General features: G+C 61.6%; 19 protein-coding genes. 14 read left to right on the top strand and 5 right to left on the bottom strand.

Annotated elements, in window-relative coordinates; genetic code table 11:
* Positions 1 to 2: 2 nt before the first annotated feature.
* The 3 genes from AC07S6_RS06340 (at position 3) to AC07S6_RS06330 (ending at position 2,869) form a co-directional block, all read left to right on the top strand.
* On the top strand, positions 3 to 668 hold the full coding sequence (locus AC07S6_RS06340) for a fumarylacetoacetate hydrolase family protein (protein WP_034128983.1): 666 nt from the start codon (positions 3 to 5) through the stop codon (positions 666 to 668).
* 247 nt (positions 669 to 915) lie between these two features.
* Positions 916 to 1,839 carry an SdiA-regulated domain-containing protein gene (locus AC07S6_RS06335; RefSeq protein ID WP_034128982.1) on the top strand — a complete coding sequence of 308 codons (924 nt, stop codon included), beginning with the start codon at positions 916 to 918 and terminating at the stop codon, positions 1,837 to 1,839.
* A gap of 121 nt (positions 1,840 to 1,960) precedes the next feature.
* On the top strand, positions 1,961 to 2,869 hold the full coding sequence (locus tag AC07S6_RS06330; protein WP_495111943.1) for an SdiA-regulated domain-containing protein: 909 nt from the start codon (positions 1,961 to 1,963) through the stop codon (positions 2,867 to 2,869).
* On the opposite strand, the gene AC07S6_RS06325 is transcribed toward AC07S6_RS06330, so the two are convergent.
* Complete coding sequence (locus AC07S6_RS06325; protein WP_495111942.1) at positions 2,870 to 4,816, bottom strand: autotransporter domain-containing protein; 1,947 nt, start codon at positions 4,814 to 4,816, stop codon at positions 2,870 to 2,872. It lies immediately after the preceding gene.
* Between the two features lie 333 nt (positions 4,817 to 5,149).
* Positions 5,150 to 5,821, bottom strand: a complete 672-nt coding sequence (gene rpiA, locus AC07S6_RS06320; protein WP_003195201.1) for a ribose-5-phosphate isomerase RpiA — start codon at positions 5,819 to 5,821, stop codon at positions 5,150 to 5,152.
* 138 nt (positions 5,822 to 5,959) lie between these two features.
* Between rpiA and ilvA the strand changes: the two genes are divergently transcribed.
* On the top strand, positions 5,960 to 7,474 hold the full coding sequence (gene ilvA / locus AC07S6_RS06315; RefSeq protein WP_020301835.1) for a threonine ammonia-lyase, biosynthetic: 1,515 nt from the start codon (positions 5,960 to 5,962) through the stop codon (positions 7,472 to 7,474).
* 40 nt (positions 7,475 to 7,514) lie between these two features.
* Positions 7,515 to 7,928: a DUF2269 family protein gene (locus AC07S6_RS06310; RefSeq protein WP_014720366.1), complete on the top strand. Its 414-nt coding sequence runs from the start codon at positions 7,515 to 7,517 to the stop codon at positions 7,926 to 7,928.
* A 141-nt stretch (positions 7,929 to 8,069) separates the two neighbouring features.
* On the opposite strand, the gene AC07S6_RS06305 is transcribed toward AC07S6_RS06310, so the two are convergent.
* Positions 8,070 to 8,726, bottom strand: a complete 657-nt coding sequence (locus AC07S6_RS06305; protein WP_054917040.1) for a histidinol-phosphatase — start codon at positions 8,724 to 8,726, stop codon at positions 8,070 to 8,072.
* A gap of 143 nt (positions 8,727 to 8,869) precedes the next feature.
* Between AC07S6_RS06305 and AC07S6_RS06300 the strand changes: the two genes are divergently transcribed.
* Positions 8,870 to 9,349 (top strand): RNA pyrophosphohydrolase, encoded by a 480-nt coding sequence (locus tag AC07S6_RS06300; RefSeq protein WP_003176750.1) that lies wholly within the window; start codon positions 8,870 to 8,872, stop codon positions 9,347 to 9,349.
* A 22-nt stretch (positions 9,350 to 9,371) separates the two neighbouring features.
* Positions 9,372 to 11,651, top strand: a complete 2,280-nt coding sequence (gene ptsP, locus AC07S6_RS06295; RefSeq protein WP_014720364.1) for a phosphoenolpyruvate--protein phosphotransferase — start codon at positions 9,372 to 9,374, stop codon at positions 11,649 to 11,651.
* Positions 11,652 to 11,881: 230 nt separating this feature from the next.
* On the opposite strand, the gene AC07S6_RS06290 is transcribed toward ptsP, so the two are convergent.
* Positions 11,882 to 12,628 carry an NRDE family protein gene (locus AC07S6_RS06290; protein WP_495111941.1) on the bottom strand — a complete coding sequence of 249 codons (747 nt, stop codon included), beginning with the start codon at positions 12,626 to 12,628 and terminating at the stop codon, positions 11,882 to 11,884.
* A 216-nt stretch (positions 12,629 to 12,844) separates the two neighbouring features.
* On the opposite strand from AC07S6_RS06290, the gene lgt reads away from it, so the two are divergent.
* Both lgt and AC07S6_RS06280 read left to right on the top strand, forming a co-directional pair.
* Positions 12,845 to 13,657, top strand: a complete 813-nt coding sequence (gene lgt, locus AC07S6_RS06285; protein WP_495111940.1) for a prolipoprotein diacylglyceryl transferase — start codon at positions 12,845 to 12,847, stop codon at positions 13,655 to 13,657.
* 51 nt (positions 13,658 to 13,708) lie between these two features.
* Positions 13,709 to 14,542 (top strand): thymidylate synthase, encoded by an 834-nt coding sequence (locus tag AC07S6_RS06280; protein ID WP_014720362.1) that lies wholly within the window; start codon positions 13,709 to 13,711, stop codon positions 14,540 to 14,542.
* Positions 14,543 to 14,673: 131 nt separating this feature from the next.
* Here the strand turns inward: AC07S6_RS06280 and cadR are convergent, their stop codons facing one another.
* Entirely contained in the window at positions 14,674 to 15,114 is a 441-nt protein-coding gene (gene cadR / locus AC07S6_RS06275; RefSeq protein WP_003195185.1) for a Cd(II)/Pb(II)-responsive transcriptional regulator, read from the bottom strand.
* A gap of 85 nt (positions 15,115 to 15,199) precedes the next feature.
* Here cadR and AC07S6_RS06270 point away from each other — a divergent pair, with 85 nt between their 5' ends.
* The 5 genes from AC07S6_RS06270 to AC07S6_RS06250 all read left to right on the top strand — a co-directional run bounded on the left by AC07S6_RS06270 (position 15,200) and on the right by AC07S6_RS06250 (position 22,422).
* Positions 15,200 to 17,506: a heavy metal translocating P-type ATPase gene (locus AC07S6_RS06270; protein ID WP_495111939.1), complete on the top strand. Its 2,307-nt coding sequence runs from the start codon at positions 15,200 to 15,202 to the stop codon at positions 17,504 to 17,506.
* Positions 17,507 to 17,522: 16 nt separating this feature from the next.
* On the top strand, positions 17,523 to 18,386 hold the full coding sequence (locus AC07S6_RS06265) for a LysR family transcriptional regulator (protein WP_038451885.1): 864 nt from the start codon (positions 17,523 to 17,525) through the stop codon (positions 18,384 to 18,386).
* A gap of 212 nt (positions 18,387 to 18,598) precedes the next feature.
* The gene (locus tag AC07S6_RS06260) at positions 18,599 to 19,663 is read left to right on the top strand and encodes a putative 2-aminoethylphosphonate ABC transporter ATP-binding protein (RefSeq protein ID WP_495111938.1); all 1,065 of its coding nucleotides are present in this window, start codon (positions 18,599 to 18,601) and stop codon (positions 19,661 to 19,663) included.
* Position 19,664: 1 nt separating this feature from the next.
* The gene (locus AC07S6_RS06255) at positions 19,665 to 21,377 is read left to right on the top strand and encodes a putative 2-aminoethylphosphonate ABC transporter permease subunit (RefSeq protein ID WP_054917034.1); all 1,713 of its coding nucleotides are present in this window, start codon (positions 19,665 to 19,667) and stop codon (positions 21,375 to 21,377) included.
* A gap of 22 nt (positions 21,378 to 21,399) precedes the next feature.
* Entirely contained in the window at positions 21,400 to 22,422 is a 1,023-nt protein-coding gene (locus tag AC07S6_RS06250; protein ID WP_495111937.1) for a putative 2-aminoethylphosphonate ABC transporter substrate-binding protein, read from the top strand.
* Positions 22,423 to 22,535: the final 113 nt, after the last annotated feature.

The raw sequence follows: 22,535 nt of genomic DNA, 5'->3' as shown, positions 1-22,535 counted from the left end.
CCATGAGCTACCAGCACAAGTATGTCGACGGCACCAACATCCACTTCCCGGTGGGTAAAGTGGTGTGCATCGGGCGTAACTACGCCGAACACGCCAAAGAACTGGACAACCCGGTGCCTACCGAGCCACTGCTGTTCATCAAGCCGGGCAGCTGCGTGGTGCCGTTGGAAGGCGGTTTTGCCATTCCGACCGAGCGTGGTTCGGTGCACTACGAAGCGGAAATCGCCGTATTGATCGGCAAGCCTTTGTCCGCCAAGCCGAGTCGGGAAGAAGTGCTGGACGCCATCTCCGGCTTCGCTCCGGCCCTGGACCTGACCCTGCGCGACAAGCAGGCCGAGCTCAAAGCCAAGGGCTTGCCGTGGGAAATCGCCAAGTCTTTCGATGGCGCGGCGGTGATTGCCCCCTTCGTGGTCAGCAGTACCTTTGCAGACGTGACCGATATCGGCATTCGCCTGAGCATCAACGGTGAAGTGCGCCAGGACGGCAACAGCGCGCAGATGCTCAACCCGATTGTGCCGATGATTCAGTACATGGCGGGTTGCTTCTCCCTGCAAGCGGGCGACGTGATCCTGACCGGCACCCCGGCGGGCGTTGGCCCGTTGAATGTGGGGGATGAAGTGGTGTTGGAGCTGGCGGGTGTCAATCGCTTCGAAAGCGTTGTGCGCTAAATCACTGCCAAACTGCGATCAAACTGTGGGAGCGGGCTTGCCCGCGATGGCGGTGTGACAGTCACTGAATAGTTGACTGAACGCCCTTAATCGCGGGCAAGCGCGCTCCCACAGTTGTTTGTGTACATCTGCAGGATCCGGCGTTTTGCATTTTTTTCACACGCCATCCGGATAATTCCCTGCTCTTGCGCGCGGGGCCTTGAATCCTGTGCTATCCCCTAAAGCTGACTTTCCGGAAAAGCGCTCAATGGTCGTGCCTCTGCCCACTTCGAAAACCTCGCTCCGCTCTCGCTTGTCCATGCGCTGGTATTCCTGGGTGTTCTTGGCCGGTGCCATTTTGTATGGCGTCGCCTGGGCCATGCACTGGGACGATCGCGGTCTGCTGTGGGTACTGGAGCGTTTCGAGAGTTCGGCCGAACGCCGGGAAAGTGTGTGGCTGCCGGACTATCACGCGGTGATCGACGCCAAGTTGCTGCCCGGTATGGAGAAGGACGAGGCATCAGACCTGTCCTATAACCCGCAGACCAAAACCCTGTTTTCAGTGATGGGCAAGAACCCCTTCTTGGTCGAACTGAGCCTGCAAGGCGATGTGTTGCGCAAAATGCCGCTCAACGGTTGGAACAACCCGGAAGGCGTGGCGGTGATGGAAAACGGCTTGATGGCGGTAGTCGATGAACGCGATCACAGCCTGACCGTGGTCAAGGTCGACGCCGGTACTACGGCGCTGAACAAGGCCGATTTCCCCAGCCATGACCTGGGCCCGTCCAAAGATCAGAACAAAGCCTTTGAAGCCGTCACCTGGGACAAGCGCAACCAGCAGCTGGTGCTGGGCGAAGAGCGTCCGCCGGCCTTGTTCACCTGGAAAAGCGATGGCAATACGCTGACCGGCGACAAGCAAAAACTGGCCAGCACCGAACTGGATGTGCGCAACCTGTCGGCCCTGTCCATCGACCCACGTACCGGGCATTTGCTGGTGCTGTCGGCCGATTCCCACCTGCTGCTGGAACTGGATGAAACGGGCGAGCAAGTCAGCTTCATGACCTTGCTTGGCGGCTTCAATGGCCTGAAAGACACGATCCCCCGTGCCGAAGGCGTGACCATGGACGAGAGCGGCAACCTGTACATGGTCAGTGAGCCAAACCTGTTCTATCGCTTTGAAAAGCAGAAATAACTGACGAATTACGTCAGAGTTTTCTTTATAAACGGCATTCGCCAGGCAGTCCGGTGCGTTTAAGTTTAAATTCAGGTGACCTTGATATCTATTCGCCAGTTTTTTCTCTGAGCCCGCCCCGATGCGTCGACTTGCCCGCCCTAAACCTGCTGTTTTTATCCTGCTATTGCTCGCCCTGGTCGCTGCCGGGCTGGTGGCACAGCAGTTCCGTCTGTTCGAACGCGCCTGGTTCAACTGGCAGGTGTGGTACCAGCCTGCGGATGAGCGCGCCATTGGCCTGGCGGATTATCGCGTCACCCTCGAAGGCCAGGTGATCGAAGGGCTCGACGACGATGTCTCGGCCCTGACCTACGACCCCGTGCGCAAAAGCCTGTTTACTGTCACCAATAAAAACGCCGAACTGGTCGAGTTGTCGCTGGAGGGCAAGATCCTGCGGCGCATTCCGCTGGTGGGCTTTGGCGATGCCGAAGCGGTGGAATTTATCAGCGACAACATCTACGTCATCAGCGATGAGCGCCAGCAGCGCTTGATCAAAGTGCATGTGGACGATGACACCACGTTCCTCGACGCCGCCGATGCCGAGCAAATGACCCTGGGGGTGCACGTTGGCGGCAACAAGGGCTTTGAAGGGTTGGCCTACGACTCGGTGGGCAAGCGCTTGTTCGTGGCCAAGGAACGCGACCCCATGCTGATCTACGAGGTGCACGGGTTTCCCCATTTCAAGCCGGAAAAAACCTATTCGGTACATGTGATCAACAACCCCAAGCGCGATGCCGGGCTGTTTGTGCGCGACCTGTCGAGCCTGCAATACGACGAGCGCAGTGGCCATCTGTTGGCGCTGTCGGATGAGTCGTTCCTGGTCTTGGAGCTGGATATTGATGGTCGCCCTCTAAGCAGTCTGTCGTTGCTTAAAGGGCGCAATGGCCTGAGCAAGCGCGTGCCCCAGGCCGAAGGGATCGCCATGGATGACGACGGCACGCTGTACATGGTCAGCGAGCCCAACCTGTTTTACGTGTTCAAGAAACCCTGATCAGAACATCCATTGCACACCCAGCGAATAACCGGTCTGGCTGCCTTCAGCATGCCCGAGGCGGCCATTGACCTCGGCAAACACGCCCAACTGTGGGGTGATCGCCAGTTGGCTGCCGAGTTGTGCGCGAGCGAAGCTCTTATCCACTGAACCCAGCCTGGCGGTGCGGGCCTGGCCATCGGCGCGTGCGGTGAGTTGCAGGTCGTCCAGGCGGCCGTCGGCCAATTCCTTGACCCAGGCGATGTCGCCGTAGGGCATCAGGTTCAGGCCATAGGGCAGGGCAACAGCGCCGCGCACGCGCCAGCCGAGGCTGGCTTCCAGGGAGTCGAAAGACTGCTCTTCGTACTCCAGGGCCGTGCGCAGGTTCTGCTTTTCGTGGAACTTGTCGATGCGGTAATGGCTGTAGTCCAGGCCGGCGAACGGCCCGCTCTTGATCGCGCCAAAGTCAAAGTCATAGCCACCCAGCACCCGTGCGCCCAACGCCAGGGCATCGGTATCGCCCGTCAGTTGCTGGTTGAGCAGGATCGGCCCGCCATTGGCCTGGATGACCAGGTTGCGCTTGGAGTCGAAGCGCGCGTGGCCCACGCTCAGGTCACCGGCCAGCCAGCGTGGCCCGCCATCGTTGAGCAGTGCATAGACGGCTGCCTGCCAGGTGTCGCTGTCGAGCTTGCCGCGATGCTCCAGTTTGTCGCGCCCATTGAGGTAGCTGAGGCTGGCGCCGATATTCAGGCTTGAAGTCAGTTGGTAGTCGCCGAGGGCATGCAGGCCCACGCGCCGGGCTTCGGGGTTGGGGGTACTGTCGAAGCCGCTGTCCGGGTTGTATTCACCATCCACGCCGATCTCGCCATCGAAGCTTGCGACCTCGCGGCTGGCCGCTTGCAGGGTCAGCCAACGGCGATCATGCAGGCGCACCAGGGCCTGATGCTGGCGCTGCAGGTTGTCTTGCATATTGCGCGCAACGGCACCGCCAGAAGCGGTCGAGGCCATCAGGTCGGCGTTGGTCAGTTCCAGTACCAGGCGGCTGAGCAGGCGTGAATAGTCGCGCAGGCGCTGGTCGATGCGCGCCTGGCCGAACGCATCGGTCAGCACGGCTTTGTTGTCTTCGTTCGGGTCGTGCCAGGTCGAGCCGCCGGGGATTTTCGGGTTGTCGGTCTGGGTGTAGCCGTCCAGGTCGCCCAGTTCCCAGTTGGTGGCCTCTATATAAAGGATCGGGATATTCAGCGGTTCGAACGCTTCACCATCGCTGCAGCAGCCGGTGCCCTTTGGGTACTGCGGGTCCAGGCCGGGGTTGCTGAACAAGGGGATGTTCAATTCCCTGGCGATCTGGAAGGTGTGCTCGCGCAAGGATGCCAAGGCCGGGTTGGCGGTGCTGTTCTGGCCGGCGTGGGCGTACATCATGTCGCCGGTGATCAGGCTGTCGAGGTTGATCATCGCGAGCATGTTGGCGCGCTGGCTGGTGTTGAGTGAGTCGACAAAGGCACGGGAGCCGCGCAGGCCTTCTTCTTCGGCGCCGAAGCCAACGATTTGCAGGCCATTTTCCAGTGACAGGCCGCCGAGGTTCTTCGCCACCTCGGTCAACACGCTGGCGCCGGAGCCGTTGTCATCCAGGCCTTGCAGGGTCGGGCGGCCGAAGTAAGTGTCGAAGTGCGCGCCAATCACCACGTACTGGGCCTTGATACCAGCGGCAGAGGCCACCACGTTTTGCGAAGCCCGGCTGCCGTTGTTCCAGGTGAAGTCCTGGCGGCTGAAGCTATAGGCCGTGCCCATCTGGCTCTGCATCCAGTCGGCTGCCCCGGCAAAATTTGCCGTGCCTCGATATCGGCCAGGGTAGTCGTTGATCAGTTTTTCCAGGGTGGTGTTGGCGTGCTGGCCGTAATCGTAGGCCTGGGTATGCGTGGACAGCAGGGCACCGGCAACGCTGATGGCGAAGGCTAAGGGCTTTATCACAAGGTCTTCCTTGAGGTGAGGGGGACGTTCAAGCCCAGACCCTTTGCACAATGCGCGCCTCATTCCATGGGCGGCTGCGAATTGGCGCATTGTTAAACGCGTGGGTCGCGTGGCTGTAATTTGTAACGGATTGGATACCAGGCGGGGCAGGGGATGCCGTGACAGAGCGCACGGTTTTGGCGAGGAGTGCTGCGAAAAGTAGCGTTTTTGTTACATCGCTCTAGAGTCGAGCGCTAACACATGTGGGAGCCGGCTTGCCTGCGATGGCATCGCCTCGGTATCCATTGATACACCGAGTCGTCTGCATCGCGGGCAAGCCCGGCTCCCACAGGGTCAGGCCTTGAGGGTTTTCACGCCTTCCGGGGTGCCCAGCAGCAATACATCCGCCGGGCGCGCCGCGAACAGGCCGTTGGTGACCACGCCCACAATTGCGTTGATCTGCGTCTCAAGCTCCACCGGGTTGGTGATCTGCATATTGAACACGTCGAGGATGATGTTGCCGTTGTCGGTCAACACACCTTCGCGGTACACCGGGTCGCCGCCCAGTTTTACTAGCTCGCGGGCCACGTGGCTGCGGGCCATTGGGATGACTTCCACCGGCAGTGGGAACGTGCCCAGCACGGGTACCAGCTTGCTCGCGTCGGCGATGCAAATGAAGGTCTTGGCCACGGCCGCGACAATCTTCTCGCGGGTCAGGGCCGCGCCGCCGCCTTTGATCAGGTTCAGGTGCTCGTCGCTTTCATCGGCGCCGTCGACGTAGAACTCCAGGTCGCTCACGGTGTTGAGCTCGTACACCGGAATGCCATGGCCCTTGAGGCGGGCAGCGGTGGCTTCGGAACTGGCCACGGCGCCGTCGAACGCGCCCTTGTGCTGGGCCAGTGCGTCGATGAAGCAGTTGGCGGTGGAACCGGTGCCGACACCGACGATGCTCTTGTCGTCGAGCTTAGGAAGGATTAAATCGACAGCGGCCTGGGCCACTGCCTGTTTGAGTTGATCCTGGGTCATGCGGGCTCCGGAACGGGCGGGGAATTAACGAGGGCGGCGAGTATAACCCAACAAAACCTCGGGATTCGTGTGGTCGCCCGGCCAAACGCTGGGTTAGACTCCTTGGCCCTGCCCAACCCGTGAAGTAGATGCCTGCCGATGCTTGAACACTACGTCAAAAAAATCCTCACCTCGCGTGTTTACGACATCGCCGTGGAAACCCCCTTGCAGACTGCCCGCCAGCTCTCCGAGCGGCTGGGTAACAAGATTTGGCTCAAGCGCGAAGACTTGCAGCCGGTGTTCTCGTTCAAGATTCGCGGCGCCTACAACAAGCTGACCCAGCTCAGTGCCGAAGAACGTGCGCGCGGCGTCGTCACCGCGTCGGCCGGCAACCATGCCCAGGGCCTGGCCCTGGCGGCCAAGGTGCTGGGGGTCAAGGCCACCATCGTGATGCCCAAGACCACCCCGGAGATCAAGGTCGAAGGCGTGCGCTCCCGTGGCGGCAAAGTGGTGCTGCACGGTGATTCCTTCCCGGAAGCCCTGGCCTACTCGCTCAAGCTGGTCGACGAAAAAGGCTACGTGTACATCCACCCCTACGATGATCCGCACACCATTGCCGGGCAGGGCACCGTGGCGATGGAAATCCTGCGCCAGCACCCAGGGCCTCTGGACGCGATTTTCGTACCGGTGGGCGGCGGCGGTCTGATCGCCGGGATTGCGGCGTACGTGAAATACCTGCGCCCGGAGATCAAGATCATCGGCGTGGAGCCGGACGATTCCAACTGCCTGCAAGCCGCCATGGCGGCGGGCGAGCGCGTGGTATTGCCGACCGTCGGCCTCTTTGCCGACGGCGTGGCAGTGGCGCAGATCGGCCAGCACACCTTCGACATCTGCAAGGACTATGTGGATGAAGTGATCACCGTCAGCACCGATGAAATCTGTGCGGCGATCAAGGACATCTACGACGACACTCGCTCCATCACCGAGCCGGCCGGCGCGCTGGGCGTGGCCGGGATCAAAAAATACGTCGAGACCCGCGGTGTCAGCGGCCAGACCTTTGTCGCCATCGACTCGGGCGCCAACGTCAACTTCGACCGTTTGCGCCATGTGGCCGAGCGCGCCGAACTGGGTGAAGGCCGTGAAGCCATTATCGCGGTGACCATCCCCGAGCGGCCGGGCAGCTTCAAGGCCTTCTGCGAAGCGGTGGGCAAGCGCCAGATCACCGAATTCAATTACCGCTACCACTCCGGCAGCGAAGCGCACATTTTCGTCGGCGTGCAGACCCACCCGGAAAACGACCCGCGCAGCGCGTTGGTGGCCAGCCTGACCAGCCAGGGTTTCCCGGTGCTGGACCTCACCGAGAACGAACTGGCCAAGTTGCACATTCGCCATATGGTCGGTGGGCATGCGGCCAAAGTCAGCGACGAGTTGGTGTTTCGCTTCGAATTCCCGGAGCGGCCGGGGGCGTTGTTCAACTTCCTCAACAAACTCGGCGGGCGCTGGAATATCTCGATGTTCCACTACCGCAACCACGGCGCGGCTGACGGCCGAGTGGTGGCGGGCTTGCAGGTACCGGCGGACGAGCGTCACCTGGTTCCCGCGGCCTTGGCGCAAATCGGTTACCCGTACTGGGATGAAAGCGAAAACCCGGCTTACCAGCTGTTCCTCGGTTGAGCGACTACGCTGACTGAGCGGCCTATAAGGAATAGAGACCATGGAAACGCTGACCACCCTCAAGGTGATCCACATCACCGCCACCGTATTGCTGCTGCTCAGCGGCCTCGGCCTGGCCGTATTGGCGTGGCGTAAACGCAGCGCCGGCCCGGCCGCGACCGTGCAGCGCCCCTGGGCATTTGTATGGCTGCTGATGGGGATTTGCCTGGTGAGCATGCCATTTACCGGGTGGTGGCTGGTGCACCTGCTCGGCTGGCCATTGGGGCAAACCTGGATCTTGGGCTCCAGCATCCTCTACACCGTGGCGGCGCTGGCCTGGTTCTGGCTGGTGGCGCGGCTCAATCGGCTGCGCAAGGGCGAGGGCGGGAGCCTGAATTTCACCCTGGTGCTGGCGGTGGTCAGCCTGGTGGGGTTTGTGGCGATTGCAGGGCTTATGGGCGCCAAGCCGGTATAAGGGTGATCGTTCCCACGCTCTGCGTGGTAACGCCGCCACCGCGTTGGCTTCATCGCAGGCAAGCCAGCTCCCACACTTGACCGGATTCCCACATGAAAACAGGGTCAAAATGTGGGAGCTGGCTTGCCTGCGATAGCGTTGTCAGCTGCGCAGCGTAATCACCGGCCAACCCCGTTTCTGGGCCTCAGCACGAAGATTCGGATCCGGATCCACTGCCACCGGGTGCGTTACCTGCTCCAGCAACGGCAAATCATTCATCGAATCGCTGTAGAAGTAGCTGTCTTCCAGGCTATGCCCGGTTTCTTCCAACCAGCGGTTCAAACGCGTCACCTTGCCCTCGCGAAAGCACGGCACATCGGTACTGCGCCCGGTATAGCGGCCATCCACCATTTCGCATTCGGTGGCGATCAGGGTCTCGACGCCCAGGCGGGCGGCAATCGGCGCGGTGACGAAGCGGTTGGTGGCGGTGATGATCACCAGCTTGTCACCGGCGGCGCGGTGCCTGGCCAGCAGTTCAACGGCCTTCGGGAGCATGATGGGCTCGATGCAGTCGCGCATGTAGTCGTTGTGCCACGCGTCCAGCTGGGCCATCTCGGTGCGGCCGAGGATTTCCAGGCAGAAGTTCAAGTAGGCGGCGTTATCCAGCCGGCCGGCCAGGTAGTCCTGGTAGAACTCGTCGTTGCGGGCCTTGTAGGCTACCGCGTCGAGAATTCCGCGTTCACACAGGTAATCGCCCCAGGCGTGATCGCTGTCACCGCCCAGAAGGGTATTGTCCAAGTCGAATAAAGCCAGGCGCATTGCAGTTACTCGCTGAAAAGTCTGTAAAAAGGCGTCCAGAATACGGTCTTTTCACAAGAGTGCACATAAGGTAAGAAGCCTCGTTGCCGCTGGAACAACCTTTGTGGAACAATGCGGCGACATGCGTTTGCGAGGTTGTTGCCGTGATCGACCCCGATGGTTTCCGTCCTAATGTCGGCATTATTCTGACGAATGATGCCGGACAGGTGCTATGGGCTCGCCGAATCAACCAAGATGCCTGGCAGTTTCCTCAAGGTGGAATCAACCCCGACGAAACCCCTGAAGACGCCTTGTACCGTGAGTTGAACGAAGAAGTCGGCCTTGAGCGCGAAGATGTACAAATTCTGGCCTGTACCCGTGGCTGGTTGCGCTATCGTTTGCCGCAACGCCTGGTGCGTACCCACAGCCAACCGCTGTGCATCGGCCAGAAGCAGAAATGGTTTCTTTTGCGCCTGATCTCCAACGAGCAGCGGGTGCGGATGGATTTGACCGGTAAACCGGAGTTCGATGGCTGGCGCTGGGTCAGCTATTGGTATCCGTTGGGCCAGGTGGTGACATTCAAGCGCGAGGTTTATCGTCGCGCTCTCAAAGAGCTTGCCCCGCGCCTTTTAGCGCGCGACTGACGACGGAGTTCGACCCCGAGCCATGCTCAATACGCTGCGCAAGATCGTCCAGGAAGTTAACTCCGCCAAGGATCTCAAGGCGGCGTTGGGGATTATTGTGTTGCGCGTCAAGGAAGCCATGGGCAGCCAGGTCTGCTCGGTTTACCTGCTGGACCCCGAGACCAACCGTTTTGTGCTGATGGCCACGGAGGGCTTGAACAAGCGCTCCATCGGCAAGGTCAGCATGGCGCCCAATGAAGGTCTGGTGGGCCTGGTGGGGACGCGTGAAGAACCCCTGAACCTCGAGAACGCGGCCGATCACCCGCGTTATCGCTACTTTGCCGAAACCGGCGAAGAGCGCTACGCCTCGTTCCTTGGTGCGCCGATCATTCACCACCGCCGCGTTGTCGGCGTGTTGGTTATCCAGCAAAAAGAGCGTCGCCAGTTCGACGAAGGCGAAGAAGCCTTCCTGGTGACCATGAGCGCGCAACTGGCCGGGGTTATCGCCCACGCCGAAGCGACCGGCTCGATTCGCGGCCTGGGGCGCCAGGGCAAGGGTATCCAGGAAGCCAAGTTCGTCGGCGTACCGGGTTCGCCAGGCGCTGCGGTGGGTACCGCGGTGGTCATGCTGCCGCCCGCCGACCTCGATGTGGTGCCGGACAAGACCGTCAGTGACATCGACGCCGAAATCAAATTGTTCAAGACCGCCCTCGAAGGCGTGCGCGCCGACATGCGCAACCTGTCGACCAAGCTGGCCACCCAGCTGCGCCCCGAAGAGCGTGCGCTGTTTGACGTGTACCAGATGATGCTCGACGACGCGTCCCTGGGTAACGAAGTCAAGACCGTGATCAAGACCGGCCAGTGGGCCCAGGGCGCGTTACGCCAGGTGGTCACCGATCACGTCAACCGTTTCGAAATGATGGACGACGCCTACCTGCGCGAGCGCGCATCGGATGTGCGCGACCTGGGGCGACGTCTGTTGGCGTACCTGCAGGAAGACCGCAGCACCAACATGGTCTTCCCCGATAACACCATCCTGGTCAGTGAAGAGTTGACCGCCACCCAGCTTGGCGAAGTGCCTGAAGGCAAGCTGGTGGGCTTGGTTTCGGTATTGGGTTCGGGTAACTCCCACGTGGCGATCCTGGCCCGGGCCATGGGTATCCCGACGGTGATGGGCCTGGTGGACCTGCCGTACTCCAAGGTCGATGGCATCGACATGATCGTCGATGGGCATCGCGGCGAGGTGTTCACCAACCCCAGCGACGTGCTGCGCAAGCAATACGCCGAGGTGGTGGAAGAAGAGAAGCAACTGGCCCAGGGCCTGGATTCGCTGCGCGAGCTGCCGTGTGTCACCCCCGATGGCCACCGCGTACCGCTGCTGGTCAACACCGGCCTGCTTGCGGATGTAGCCCGTGCGCAACAGCGCGGCGCCGAAGGGGTGGGTCTGTACCGCACCGAAGTGCCGTTCATGATCAACCAGCGTTTCCCGAGCGAGAAGGAGCAGCTGGCGATTTATCGCGAGCAATTGCAAGCCTTCCACCCGTTACCGGTGACGATGCGCAGCCTGGATATTGGCGGCGATAAGTCACTGTCCTATTTCCCCATCAAGGAAGACAACCCCTTCCTTGGCTGGCGCGGTATTCGCGTTACCCTCGACCATCCCGAAATCTTCCTCGTCCAGACCCGCGCCATGCTCAAGGCCAGCGAGGGCTTGAACAACCTGCGCATCCTGCTGCCGATGATCTCCGGCACCCATGAACTGGAAGAAGCCCTGCACCTGATCCACCGTGCCTGGGGCGAAGTGCGCGACGAAGGCGCCGATGTGCCGATGCCGCCGATTGGCGTGATGATCGAAATCCCGGCGGCGGTGTACCAGGCCAAGGAACTGGCGCGGCAGGTGGACTTCCTGTCGGTAGGCTCCAACGACCTGACCCAGTACCTGCTGGCCGTGGACCGTAACAACCCACGGGTGGCCGACCTCTACGACTACCTGCACCCGGCGGTGCTGCAAGCGCTGCAACACGTGGTGCGCGACGCCCATGCCGAAGGCAAGCCGGTGAGTATCTGCGGCGAAATGGCCGGTGACCCGGCGGCGGCGGTGCTGTTGATGGCGATGGGCTTTGACAGCCTGTCGATGAACGCCACCAACTTGCCGAAAGTGAAGTGGATGCTGCGCCAGGTGGAATTGAGCAGGGCCAAGGATTTGCTCGCCGAGTTGATGACCATCGACAACCCGCAAGTTATCCACAGCTCGCTGCAATTGGCGTTGAAAAACCTGGGGTTGACCCGGATGATCAACCCGGCCTCGGCCAAAACCCTGTAGGAGCGAGCTTCTAGCAGATCGTTCCCGCGCTCTGCGTGGGAATGCAGCCCTGGACGCTCCGCGTCGGCTTTTAGAGCGTGACGCAGAGCGTCACAAGAGGCGTTCCCACGCAGAGCGTGGGAACGATCAAAGACCGAGGCGCCTTCATCGCAGGCAAGCCAGCTCCCACCTGTGGAATGCATTCCCCTGTGGGAGCTGGCTTGCCTGCGATAGCGGTGGTCCAAGCAGCGCTAAAACATCAGGTCCACCTCACCCAGCCGCCCCCCGTGCGGGCCAAAGCTGCGCTCCAGCATCCGCCGCGTCCCATCGGCATTCACGATCAGCGCTGTGCTCGCCCGTGTCCCATAACTGGGGCTGGCGATAAACACGCTCGACAGCAGGCTTTCGGTCGCCAGGCCTACGCCGGTGTCCGGCAGCTCAGCAAACGGCGCGGTCTGCGGGTCGCTGAGAATTCCCAGCAGTGCCTCAGGCTCGGGGTTTTCCAGCACGGCGCTGAACGCTGCTTTGGCCTTCACCAGCTTCGGCCATGGCGTATTCAGGCCGGCATTGGATAACCCGTACACCCCCGCCTTCAACCGCGTCGGCTCGGTATCATTGGCGTTGTAGTGCCACAGCTCATCCCGCGTGCCCACCAGCAGGTTGAACCCGGCATATTCAATCGAGCGGCCATTTACATCGGCCAAATAATCGTCGATCGGCAGCGAACCGCTGAGAAACCGCGCAACAAGTTCGCCGCGAGACTTGCGTGCCGGTGGCTGGTGCGGGTCGCGGATGTTGGTCAAGGCGGCAAAGCGCCCATCCGCGTTCACCCCCAGCCAGGTGCCCCCGGCCTCCTGATCGCGACCGGCATAGACCTGGGGCGCATCCGCCCACTGGGCCAGCGGCAGGCTGGGGCGGGCGTAGAACTCATCGCGGTTGGCCGCAACGATCAGCGGTTGGGCATGGCCCGGTCGCCAGGCGAAAACAATCAGGCACATCGGGTGACCCCTTTTGTGTTTTTGCCACTCTACCCACAGACGCGCCGGTGTTCCATCGTCTCGAAGTTGGGCCGCGCACCTCTGATCCGTTAACATGCCGGGCTGTTTGGTGTGTATGTGAACTTCTTAATTTGATCTCGCAGCTGTAACGCAGGCTTAATCGCACATCGGCATGGTCCGGTGCGTCATGACTAAATGTTTTAACGAGGAGTCGCAATGCTGCCTTACCCGCAGATCGACCCGGTGGCCCTGGCCATCGGTCCGCTGAAAATCCATTGGTACGGGTTGATGTACCTGATCGGCATCGGCGGTGCCTGGCTGCTGGCTTCCCGGCGCCTGAACCGTTTCGACCCGACCTGGACCAAGGAGAAGCTCTCCGACATGGTGTTCTGGATGTCGATGGGGGTGATCGTCGGCGGGCGCCTGGGGTATGTGCTGTTCTACGACCTGTCTGCGTATCTCGCCAACCCGACCCTGATCTTCGAAGTGTGGAAGGGCGGCATGGCGTTCCACGGCGGGTTTATCGGCGTGATGATCGCCGCCTGGTGGTTTGGCCGGCGCAATGGCAAGTCGTTCTTCCAGCTGATGGACTTCGTCGCCCCCTTCGTGCCGATCGGCCTGGGGGCCGGGCGCATTGGTAACTTTATCAACGCCGAGCTGTGGGGCAAGCCGACCGACGTGCCGTGGGCGATGGTGTTCCCGCCGTTCAGCGACCCGGCGCAACTGCCGCGCCACCCGTCGCAGCTGTACCAGTTCGCATTGGAAGGTGTGGCGCTGTTCCTTATTCTCTATATCTTCTCGCGCAAGCCACGCCCAACCGTGGCCGTGTCGGGCATGTTCGCGCTGTTCTACGGGATTTTCCGCTTTATCGTCGAATTCGTACGGGTACCGGATGCGCAGTTGGGCTACCTGGCGTGGGGCTGGCTGACCATGGGTCAGGTGCTTAGCCTGCCGATGATCCTGGCGGGCCTGGGCATGCTGTGGTGGGCGTACAATCGCCCGCAGCCGCTGAAGAACGCCGCGCTTTAAATTCGAATGCCAAGACCAGGAGGTCTTGGCTTCAACGATACGGGTAAAAACATGAAGCAATATCTCGAACTGCTGCAGGACGTCGTGACCAATGGCCTGACCAAGGGCGACCGCACGGGCACCGGTACCAAGGCTGTGTTTGCGCGTCAGTATCGGCATAACCTGGCCGACGGCTTCCCGCTGCTGACCACCAAGAAGTTGCACTTCAAAAGCATCGCCAACGAACTGATCTGGATGTTGAGCGGCAACACCAACATCAAGTGGCTCAACGAAAATGGCGTGAAGATTTGGGATGAGTGGGCCACCGAAGACGGCGACCTGGGCCCCGTGTACGGCGAGCAGTGGACGGCCTGGCCGACCAAGGACGGCGGCACGATCAACCAGATCGACTACATGGTGCACACGCTCAAGACCAACCCCAACAGCCGTCGCATCCTGTTCCACGGCTGGAACGTCGAATACCTGCCGGACGAAACCCAGAGCCCGCAGGAAAACGCGCGTAACGGCAAGCAAGCCCTGCCGCCGTGCCATTTGCTGTACCAGGCGTTCGTGCATGACGGCCATCTGTCGATGCAGCTGTATATCCGCAGCTCCGACGTATTCCTGGGGCTGCCGTACAACACTGCCGCGCTGGCGTTGCTGACCCACATGCTGGCCCAGCAGTGCGACCTGATCCCCCACGAGATCATCGTCACCACGGGCGACACCCACGCCTACAGCAACCACATGGAACAGATCCAGACCCAGTTGGCGCGTACGCCGAAAAAACTGCCGGAACTGGTGATCAAGCGTAAGCCTGCGTCGATCTACGACTACAAGTTCGAAGATTTTGAGATTGTGGGCTACGACGCCGACCCAAGCATCAAGGCCGACGTGGCTATCTAAAGCCTTACTCGGTGAAAAACTGTGGGAGCTGGTTTGAACTGCGATAGCGGAGTGTCAGGCGACATCAATGTCGCTGGTCCACCGCCATCGCAGGCAAGCCAGCTCCCACATGGGTTTGGTGTTCGCTTGAGTTAATGGCCGTGGCTTCTGCCCACATGCGAAGGCTCGGCCTCGCTGGCCGCAATCCCGCCGCTGACTTCCAACTGCTGCAAGATCCCGCACTGGTTCCCACCGCCGCAACGTTGGCGCAGGTCCAGCAGTTGTTCCTGCAAGGCCAACAACCCGTCGATCCGCGCTTTCACATGGTGGATATGCTCGTCGATCAAGGCATTCACGCTTTCGCATTGGTCCTGGGGGCTGTCGCGCAGCCCCAGCAGGCTGCGGATTTCTTCGAGGGTCATGTCCAGGCTGCGGCAGTTGCGGATAAAGGTCAGCCGTTCGGTATGCGCCTGGGTGTATACGCGGTAGTTGCCGTCGGTGCGTGCCGGGGGCGGCAGCAGGTTTTCCTTCTCGTAATAACGGATGGTTTCCACCGGGCAATCGGTGAGTTTGGCCAGTTCGCCGATCTTCATCGCAGCAATCTCCAAATGGGCGCTTGACCCTATAGTGGCTACAGGGTCTTTACTTGGCAACAGGCACCTTTACGGACGCGACCTGATGAGCCACTCCATTCATACCCCGCATAAGCACGACCACAAGCATGATCACGATCACGATCACGATCACGGTCATGACCACGGCCATGATCACAAACATGACCATGGGCCCGCCGAACTCACGCCTGTGGATAACCACGGCCATTCCGGCTCCTGCTGCTCCGGCGCTGCCGGGCCTGCCATCGTGACCCTGAGTGAGGCGCCCACCGCCGGCTCGCGCCTGAGCACCTTCCGCATCGAAGCCATGGACTGCCCTACCGAGCAGACGCTGATCCAGAACAAGCTGGGCAAGCTCGCTGGCGTGCAGCAACTGGAATTCAACCTGATCAACCGCATCCTCGGCGTCACCCATGACCTGCCGAACACCGCGCCGATCATTGAGGCAATCAAGTCCATCGGCATGCAGGCCGACCCTATCGAAGAAGGCAGCCCCGCTGCCGCGCCGCCCGCCAAGAAACATTGGTGGCCGCTGGCGGTGTCGGGCGTGGGTGCCCTGGGGGCCGAGGTGTTGCACTTCACTGGTGTGGCGCCCACCTGGGTAATCGCGCTGGTGGCGTTGGTGTCGATTCTCAGCGGTGGCCTTACCACCTACAAGAAGGGCTGGATTGCCCTGAAGAACTTCAACCTCAATATCAATGCCTTGATGAGCATCGCGGTGACGGGCGCGATCCTGATTGGCCAGTGGCCCGAAGCGGCGATGGTGATGTTCCTGTTCACCGTGGCCGAGTTGATTGAGGCCAAGTCCCTGGACCGTGCGCGCAACGCCATCAGCGGCCTGATGCAGATGACTCCGGAACAGGCCACGGTGCGCCAGGCCGATGGTTCCTGGCTGGAACAAGAGGTCAAGAGCATTGATCTTGGCGCGATTGTCCGAGTAAAACCCGGCGAGCGCATCGGGCTCGACGGGGAAGTCACGGCCGGCCAGTCCACCATCGACCAGGCACCGATCACCGGGGAAAGCCTGCCGATAGAAAAAACCGTGGGCGATAAAGTGTTTGCCGGCACCATCAACCAGGCCGGCGCCCTGGAGTACAAGGTCACCGCCGCGGCCAACAACTCCACGCTGGCGCGGATCATTCACGCCGTGGAACAGGCTCAAGGGGCACGGGCGCCAACCCAGCGCTTTGTTGACAGTTTCTCCAAGGTCTACACCCCGGCTGTCTTCCTGTTTGCCCTCGGTGTGGCGGTGATTCCGCCGCTGTTCATGGCGGGCGTGTGGTTTGACTGGATCTACCGCGCCCTCGTGCTGCTGGTGGTGGCCTGCCCTTGTGCCTTGGTGATCTCCACCCCGGTGACCATTGTCAGCGGCCTGGCGGCAGCGGCGCGCAAAGGCATCCTGATCAAGGGCGGCGTGTACCTGGAGGGCGGCTACAAGCTCGACTACCTGGCCCTCGACAAGACCGGCACCATCACCCACGGCAAACCGGTGCAAACCGACTACCTGCCGCTGTTCCCGAACATCGAAGACAGCGCGCCGGCCCTGGCGGCCAGCTTGGCATCGCGCTCCGATCACCCGGTGTCCCTGGCGATTGCCAACGCAGCTGTGGATAAAAACCTGTCGACTCACGCTGTGGATAACTTCGAAGCCCTGGCCGGGCGCGGTGTGCGGGGTGATATCAACGGCCAGACCTATCACCTGGGTAACCACCGCCTGGTGGAAGACCTCGGTCTGTGTTCCGAGGCCTTGGAAGAGAAACTCTTTGCTTTGGAAAAACAAGGCAAGTCCGTGGTGTTGCTGTTGGACAAGTCTGGCCCGCTGGCGCTGTTTGCCGTGGCCGACACAGTCAAGGAGAGCAGCCGCGAAGCCATTCAGCAGTTGCACGACCTGGGCATCAAGACTCTGATGCTCACTGGCGACAACACCCACACTGCCAAGGCCATTGCGGCCCAGGTGGGTATCGACCAGGCCCAGGGCGACCTGTTGCCCACCGACAAGCTGCAAGCCATCGAAACCCTCTACGGCCAGGGCCATCGGGTGGGCATGGTCGGTGACGGTATCAACGACGCCCCGGCCCTGGCTCGTGCCGAGATCGGCTTTGCCATGGCCGCAGCGGGCACCGATACCGCTATCGAGACCGCCGACGTGGCGCTGATGGACGATGATTTGCGCAAGATTCCGGCTTTCATTCGGTTGTCGCGGCAAACGTCGAGTATCCTCAAGCAGAACATCGCCCTGGCGCTGGTGATCAAGGCGATCTTCCTGGCCGTCACGTTCATGGGCATGGCGACCATGTGGATGGCGGTCTTCGCCGACATGGGCGTGAGCCTGCTGGTGGTGTTCAATGGCCTGCGCCTGGTGCGCAAATAGTGGATGAGAGGGTGGTGTGCTGAGTGCTGAGTTAAAGGCGTTTTTCATGGTCGCCCGCCTGGGCAGCATTACCCAGGCGGCGAAGAAACTCGGCTTGAGCCAGCCCACGGTGACCACCCAGATTCGCAACCTCGAAGGCCACTACGGCGTCGAGTTGTTCTACCGTGGCGGCCGCCGCCTCACCGTCAGCGACGAGGGCGCGCGGCTGTTGCCGATGGTCAAGGCGCTGTTGCAGCAGGAAGCGGATATCGAGTTTTTCCTGCGCAACAACGGCCAGGTCCAGGGTGCGCTGAGGATTGCAGCAACGGCGCCGTATTACATCCTCGATCTGGTCAAAGCTTTTCGTGAGCGACTGCCCCAGGTGGAAGTCTCGGTGGAAATCGGCAACTCCCAGCAGGTGCTTGAGGCGTTGGACGATTACCGCGTCGATGTCGCGGCCTCATCGCAATTGCTGGAAGATGCCCGTCTGATCCGCCGCGTGCTGGGCACGGACCCGCTGGTGCTGGCGGTGCACCGCAATCACCCGTTGGCCAAGCTCGATCACGTACCGTTGAGCGCGCTTATCGGGCACACCTTGCTGATGCGTGAAGCGGGCTCCACCACCCGCCGGCTGACGGAAGAGATGTTGAAGAACGCCGGCGTGGGGTACGGGCCGTTGCTGGAGATTGGCAGCCGTGAGTCGATTCGCGAGGCGGTGCTGCGCAACATCGGCATCAGCATCATCGCCCGCCAGGAAGTGCCCCATGACCCGCAGTTGCGCGTGCTGACCATCGAGAATGCACCGCAGATTCCGGAGTATCTGTATTGCCTCAAGGAGCGCAAAGGTGCGCGCCTGCCGGCGGCTTTCCTTGGCCTGGCCCAGGAAATGTCACCCCTCTGATCGTTCCCACGCTCCGCGTGGGAACGCCGCCCAGGACGCTCCGCGTCCGTGACGCGGAGCGTCACTAGAGACATTCCCACGCATAGCGTGGGAACGATCATGAGTCCTACACAAATCCACCAATACCACTATCACCTCTTTTTGCCTTTCTGCCACACCCGCTACGCATTGCCCTCCTAGCATGGCCTTCATCCGTCCGATGAGGTGCCACCATGCACACAGCCCTGACCCAACCCGACGCACCGATGAAAGTGCGCGCAATCCAGAAACGCTTTGGCGCCTTCACCGCGCTGGACAACGTCTCCCTGGACGTCGCCGCCGGCGAGCTGGTGTGTCTGCTGGGCCCTTCCGGCTGCGGCAAGACCACACTGCTGCGCTGCATTGCCGGCCTGGAGCGCCAGGACAGCGGTGAGCTTTACCTGGGCGAGCGGGACGTGTCCCTGCTGCCACCCCAGGCGCGGGACTACGGCATCCTGTTCCAGTCCTATGCGTTGTTTCCCAACCTCAGCGTTGAAGCGAACATCGGCTACGGCCTCACCGGCAGCGGCCGCGATGAAGTGCGCAAGCGGGTCGCGCAGATGCTTGAGCTGGTGGGCCTGGTGGGCAGCGAAAAGAAGTACCCCGGCCAACTCTCCGGCGGCCAGCAACAGCGCGTCGCCCTGGCCCGCGCACTGGCGCCGGCGCCGTCGTTATTGCTGTTGGATGAGCCGATGTCGGCCCTCGATGCCCGGGTGCGCGAGCACCTGTGCACCGAGCTGCGTCAACTGCAGCGGCGCTTGGGTATCACCACCTTGATGGTGACCCACAACCAGGACGAAGCCATGTTGATGGCCGACCGTATCGCCGTGATGAACAACGGCAAGGTCGAGCAGTACGCCACGCCCCAGGAAATCTACGACCGCCCGGCCACGCCGTTCGTGGCGGAGTTTGTCGGCCAGGGCAACTGGTTGCCGTTCAGCCGTAACAGCGCCAGCCATGCCCAGGTGGGTGGGTTGAACATGCGCCTGGCTGAGGACGCGGGTGTCGCCCAGTCCGGCCGCTTGTTCTGCCGCCCGGAAGCCATTTGCGTCAACCCGCTGGTGCATGAAGAAAACCTTTTCCCGGCCAAGGTTCGCGAGATCACCTTTCTCGGTAACCGCTGCCGCATGAGCTTTGAGCTGGAACAATTGCCGGGCCATGCGTTGCTGGCTGAACTGGCGCCGGAAGCGATGCCGCGCCTGGGCGCCCAGGACATCTGGGTGGCGTTGCCGCCGCGCAGCCTGCAGGTGTTTGCCTGAGATGGGGGCTGTGATGACATTGCCGGTACCGCGCCAGGTGTCCCGCGCCGAGTGGGGCGACCGCCTCTTCGTGGTCGGCGGCAAGTGGCTCTGGCTGGGGCTGTTAGTGGTGGCGGTGCTGTCGCCGCTGTTGGCGATCTTCTGGCGCGGCTTCAGCAGCGAAGCCGGGCAGGGCGGTGGCCTGGTAGCCGCTCGCGAACTGCTGAGCAGCGCCAACTTTCATTGGTTGCTGGGCAATAGCCTGAAAGTTTCCCTCAGCGTGGCGGCCATCGTCGTGCCGCTGGCCTACTTGTTTGCCTATGCCCTGCAACGCACGCTGATCCCCGGCAAGTCCATCTGGCGCGGCCTGTCCTTGCTGCCGTTGATGGCGCCGTCGATGCTGCCGGGCATTGCCCTGGTTTATCTGTTCGGCAACCAGGGCCTGCTGCGCGGCTTGTTCTCGGAAAATATCTATGGGTTCTGGGGCATTGTGCTCGGTGAGGTGATTTACACCTTTCCCCATGCCTTGATGATTTTGCTGTCGGCGTTGTCCCTGGCGGATGCGCGTTTGTTCGACGCCGCTTCGAGCATGGGCGCCAGCCCGGCCCGGGCGTTTCGCAGCATTACCTGGCCGGCCACGCGCCAGGCGGTGTTCGCCGCTTTCTGCCTGGTGTTCACCTTGACCATCACCGACTTCGGAGTACCGGTGGTGGTGGGCGGCGATTATCAGGTGCTGGCGCTGGAAGCCTACAAGGCGGTGGTGGGCCAGCAACAGTTCGGTCGCGGCGCGTTGATCGGCATGGTGTTGCTGCTGCCGGCGCTGTTCAGCTTTGGCGTGGATGCGTGGTTGCGCCGTCGGCATGGCGACGCGATGAGCGGCCGCGCCCAGGTGTTCCAGCCAGCGCCATCGCGGCTGCGCGACGGGTGCTACCTGGCCGTCGTGCTGCTGATTTGCGCGGCGTTGCTGCTGGTGTTCGGCATGGCGGTGTACTCCTCGCTGGTGAAATTCTGGCCGTACAACCTGTCGCTGTCGCTCAACCACTACCAATTCGAAGACACCGCCGGCGGTGGCTGGCTGGCCTATCGCAACAGCCTGACCATGGCGCTGTGCACGGCGTTGATCGGCAGCGTGCTGATTTTCACCGGTGCCTACCTGATGGAAAAGACCAAGGGCCAGAAGAACCTCAACCTGGCGCTGCGCATGCTCAGCTTCGTGCCGATGGCCGTGCCGGGCCTGGTCCTGGGGCTGGGCTACGTGTTCTTCTTCAACCTCAACGGCAACCCGTTGCATGTGTTGTACGGCAGCATGGCGTTGCTGGTGGTGTGCACCATTGCGCACTACCTGACCACCGCGCAGATGACTGCAACCACCGCCTTGCGCCAGTTGGACGCCGAGTTCGAAGCCGCCGCGTTGTCCCTCAAGGCACCGTTGTACCGCCATTATCTGCGCGTCACGGTGCCGATCTGTCTGCCGGCGCTGCTGGACATCCTGCGCTACCTGTTTGTCTCGGCGATGACCACCGTCTCCGCCGCGATCTTCCTCTACAGCCCCGACACCATCCTCGCCGCGGTCGCGGTGCTGAACATGGACGACGCCGGCAATGTGGGCGGCGCGGCGGCCATGTCGACCCTGATCCTGTTCACCTCGGCCAGCGTCTCGCTGCTGCTGGCGTGGGCTTCACGTGGCGCGCTGCGCCGCTCCCAAGCCTGGCGCCAGCGCGCACCTGGCCAATAAACATCCCTGAAGGAGGTGCTCCATGTTCAAGCCCCTGGCGCTGGTCGCTGCAGTCCTCACGGCATTCAGTCTGAATGCCTTCGCCAAGACCGAGTTGACCGTGTACACGGCCCTTGAAGCCGAGCAATTGAAGACCTACAAAAAAGCTTTCGAACAGGCCAATCCCGACGTCGAGATCAAGTGGGTGCGCGACTCCACCGGCATCATCACCGCCAAACTGCTGGCGGAGAAAGACCGCCCCCAGGCTGACGTGGTGTGGGGCCTGGCCGCCTCCAGCCTGGCGATCCTCGATCAGCAAGGCATGCTCGACAACTACGCGCCCAAGGACTTGGACAAGATCGGTAAAAACTACCGCGACGCCGCCAACCCTCCGGCCTGGGTGGGCATGGACGTGTGGGCCGCCACCCTCTGCTTCAACACCGTCGAAGCCGAGAAGCAGGGCCTCACCAAACCGGTGAGCTGGCAGGACCTGACCAAGCCCGAATACAAGGGCAAGATCGTGATGCCTAACCCGGCGTCTTCAGGCACCGGCTTCCTGGATGTCAGCGCCTGGCTCCAGACCTTCGGCGAGAAGCAAGGCTGGCTGTACATGGACGACCTGCACCGGAACATCGGCCAGTACGTTCACTCCGGCTCCAAGCCGTGCAAGCTGGCGGCGTCCGGTGAGTTCCCGATAGGCATTTCCTTCGAATACCCGGCGGTTCAGCTCAAACGCCAGGGCGCGCCGCTGGAGATCATCCTGCCCAAAGAGGGCCTGGGCTGGGAGATCGAAGCCACCGCTGTGATCAAGGGCACTGCCCATGCCGACGCGGCGAAAAAACTCGCCGACTTCTCTGCCAGCACCGCGGCGATGGACCTGTACAAGGAAAATTTCGCCGTGCTCGCGCAACCGGGTATCGCCAAGCCGCAGACCGAATTGCCGGCGGACTATGAGCAACGGTTGATCAAGAACGACTTTATCTGGGCTTCCAAGAACCGTGACAGCATCTTGGCCGAATGGCGTAAGCGTTATGACGGTAAGTCGGAGAAGGTAGCCGGTCAGTAGGGCTTTCGTTAGGGCTGATGGCCTCATCGCAGGCAAGCCAGCTCCCACATTTTGATGTGTGAACCCGTTCAAGTGTGGGAGCTGGCTTGCCTGCGATTGCGGCCTCAAGGACA

The sequence above is a fragment of the Pseudomonas sp. GW821-FHT07B01 genome (assembly GCF_059419065.1).
The sequence above is the reverse complement of the archived record's forward strand: the minus strand, read 5'-3'. Positions and strand labels throughout refer to the sequence as shown.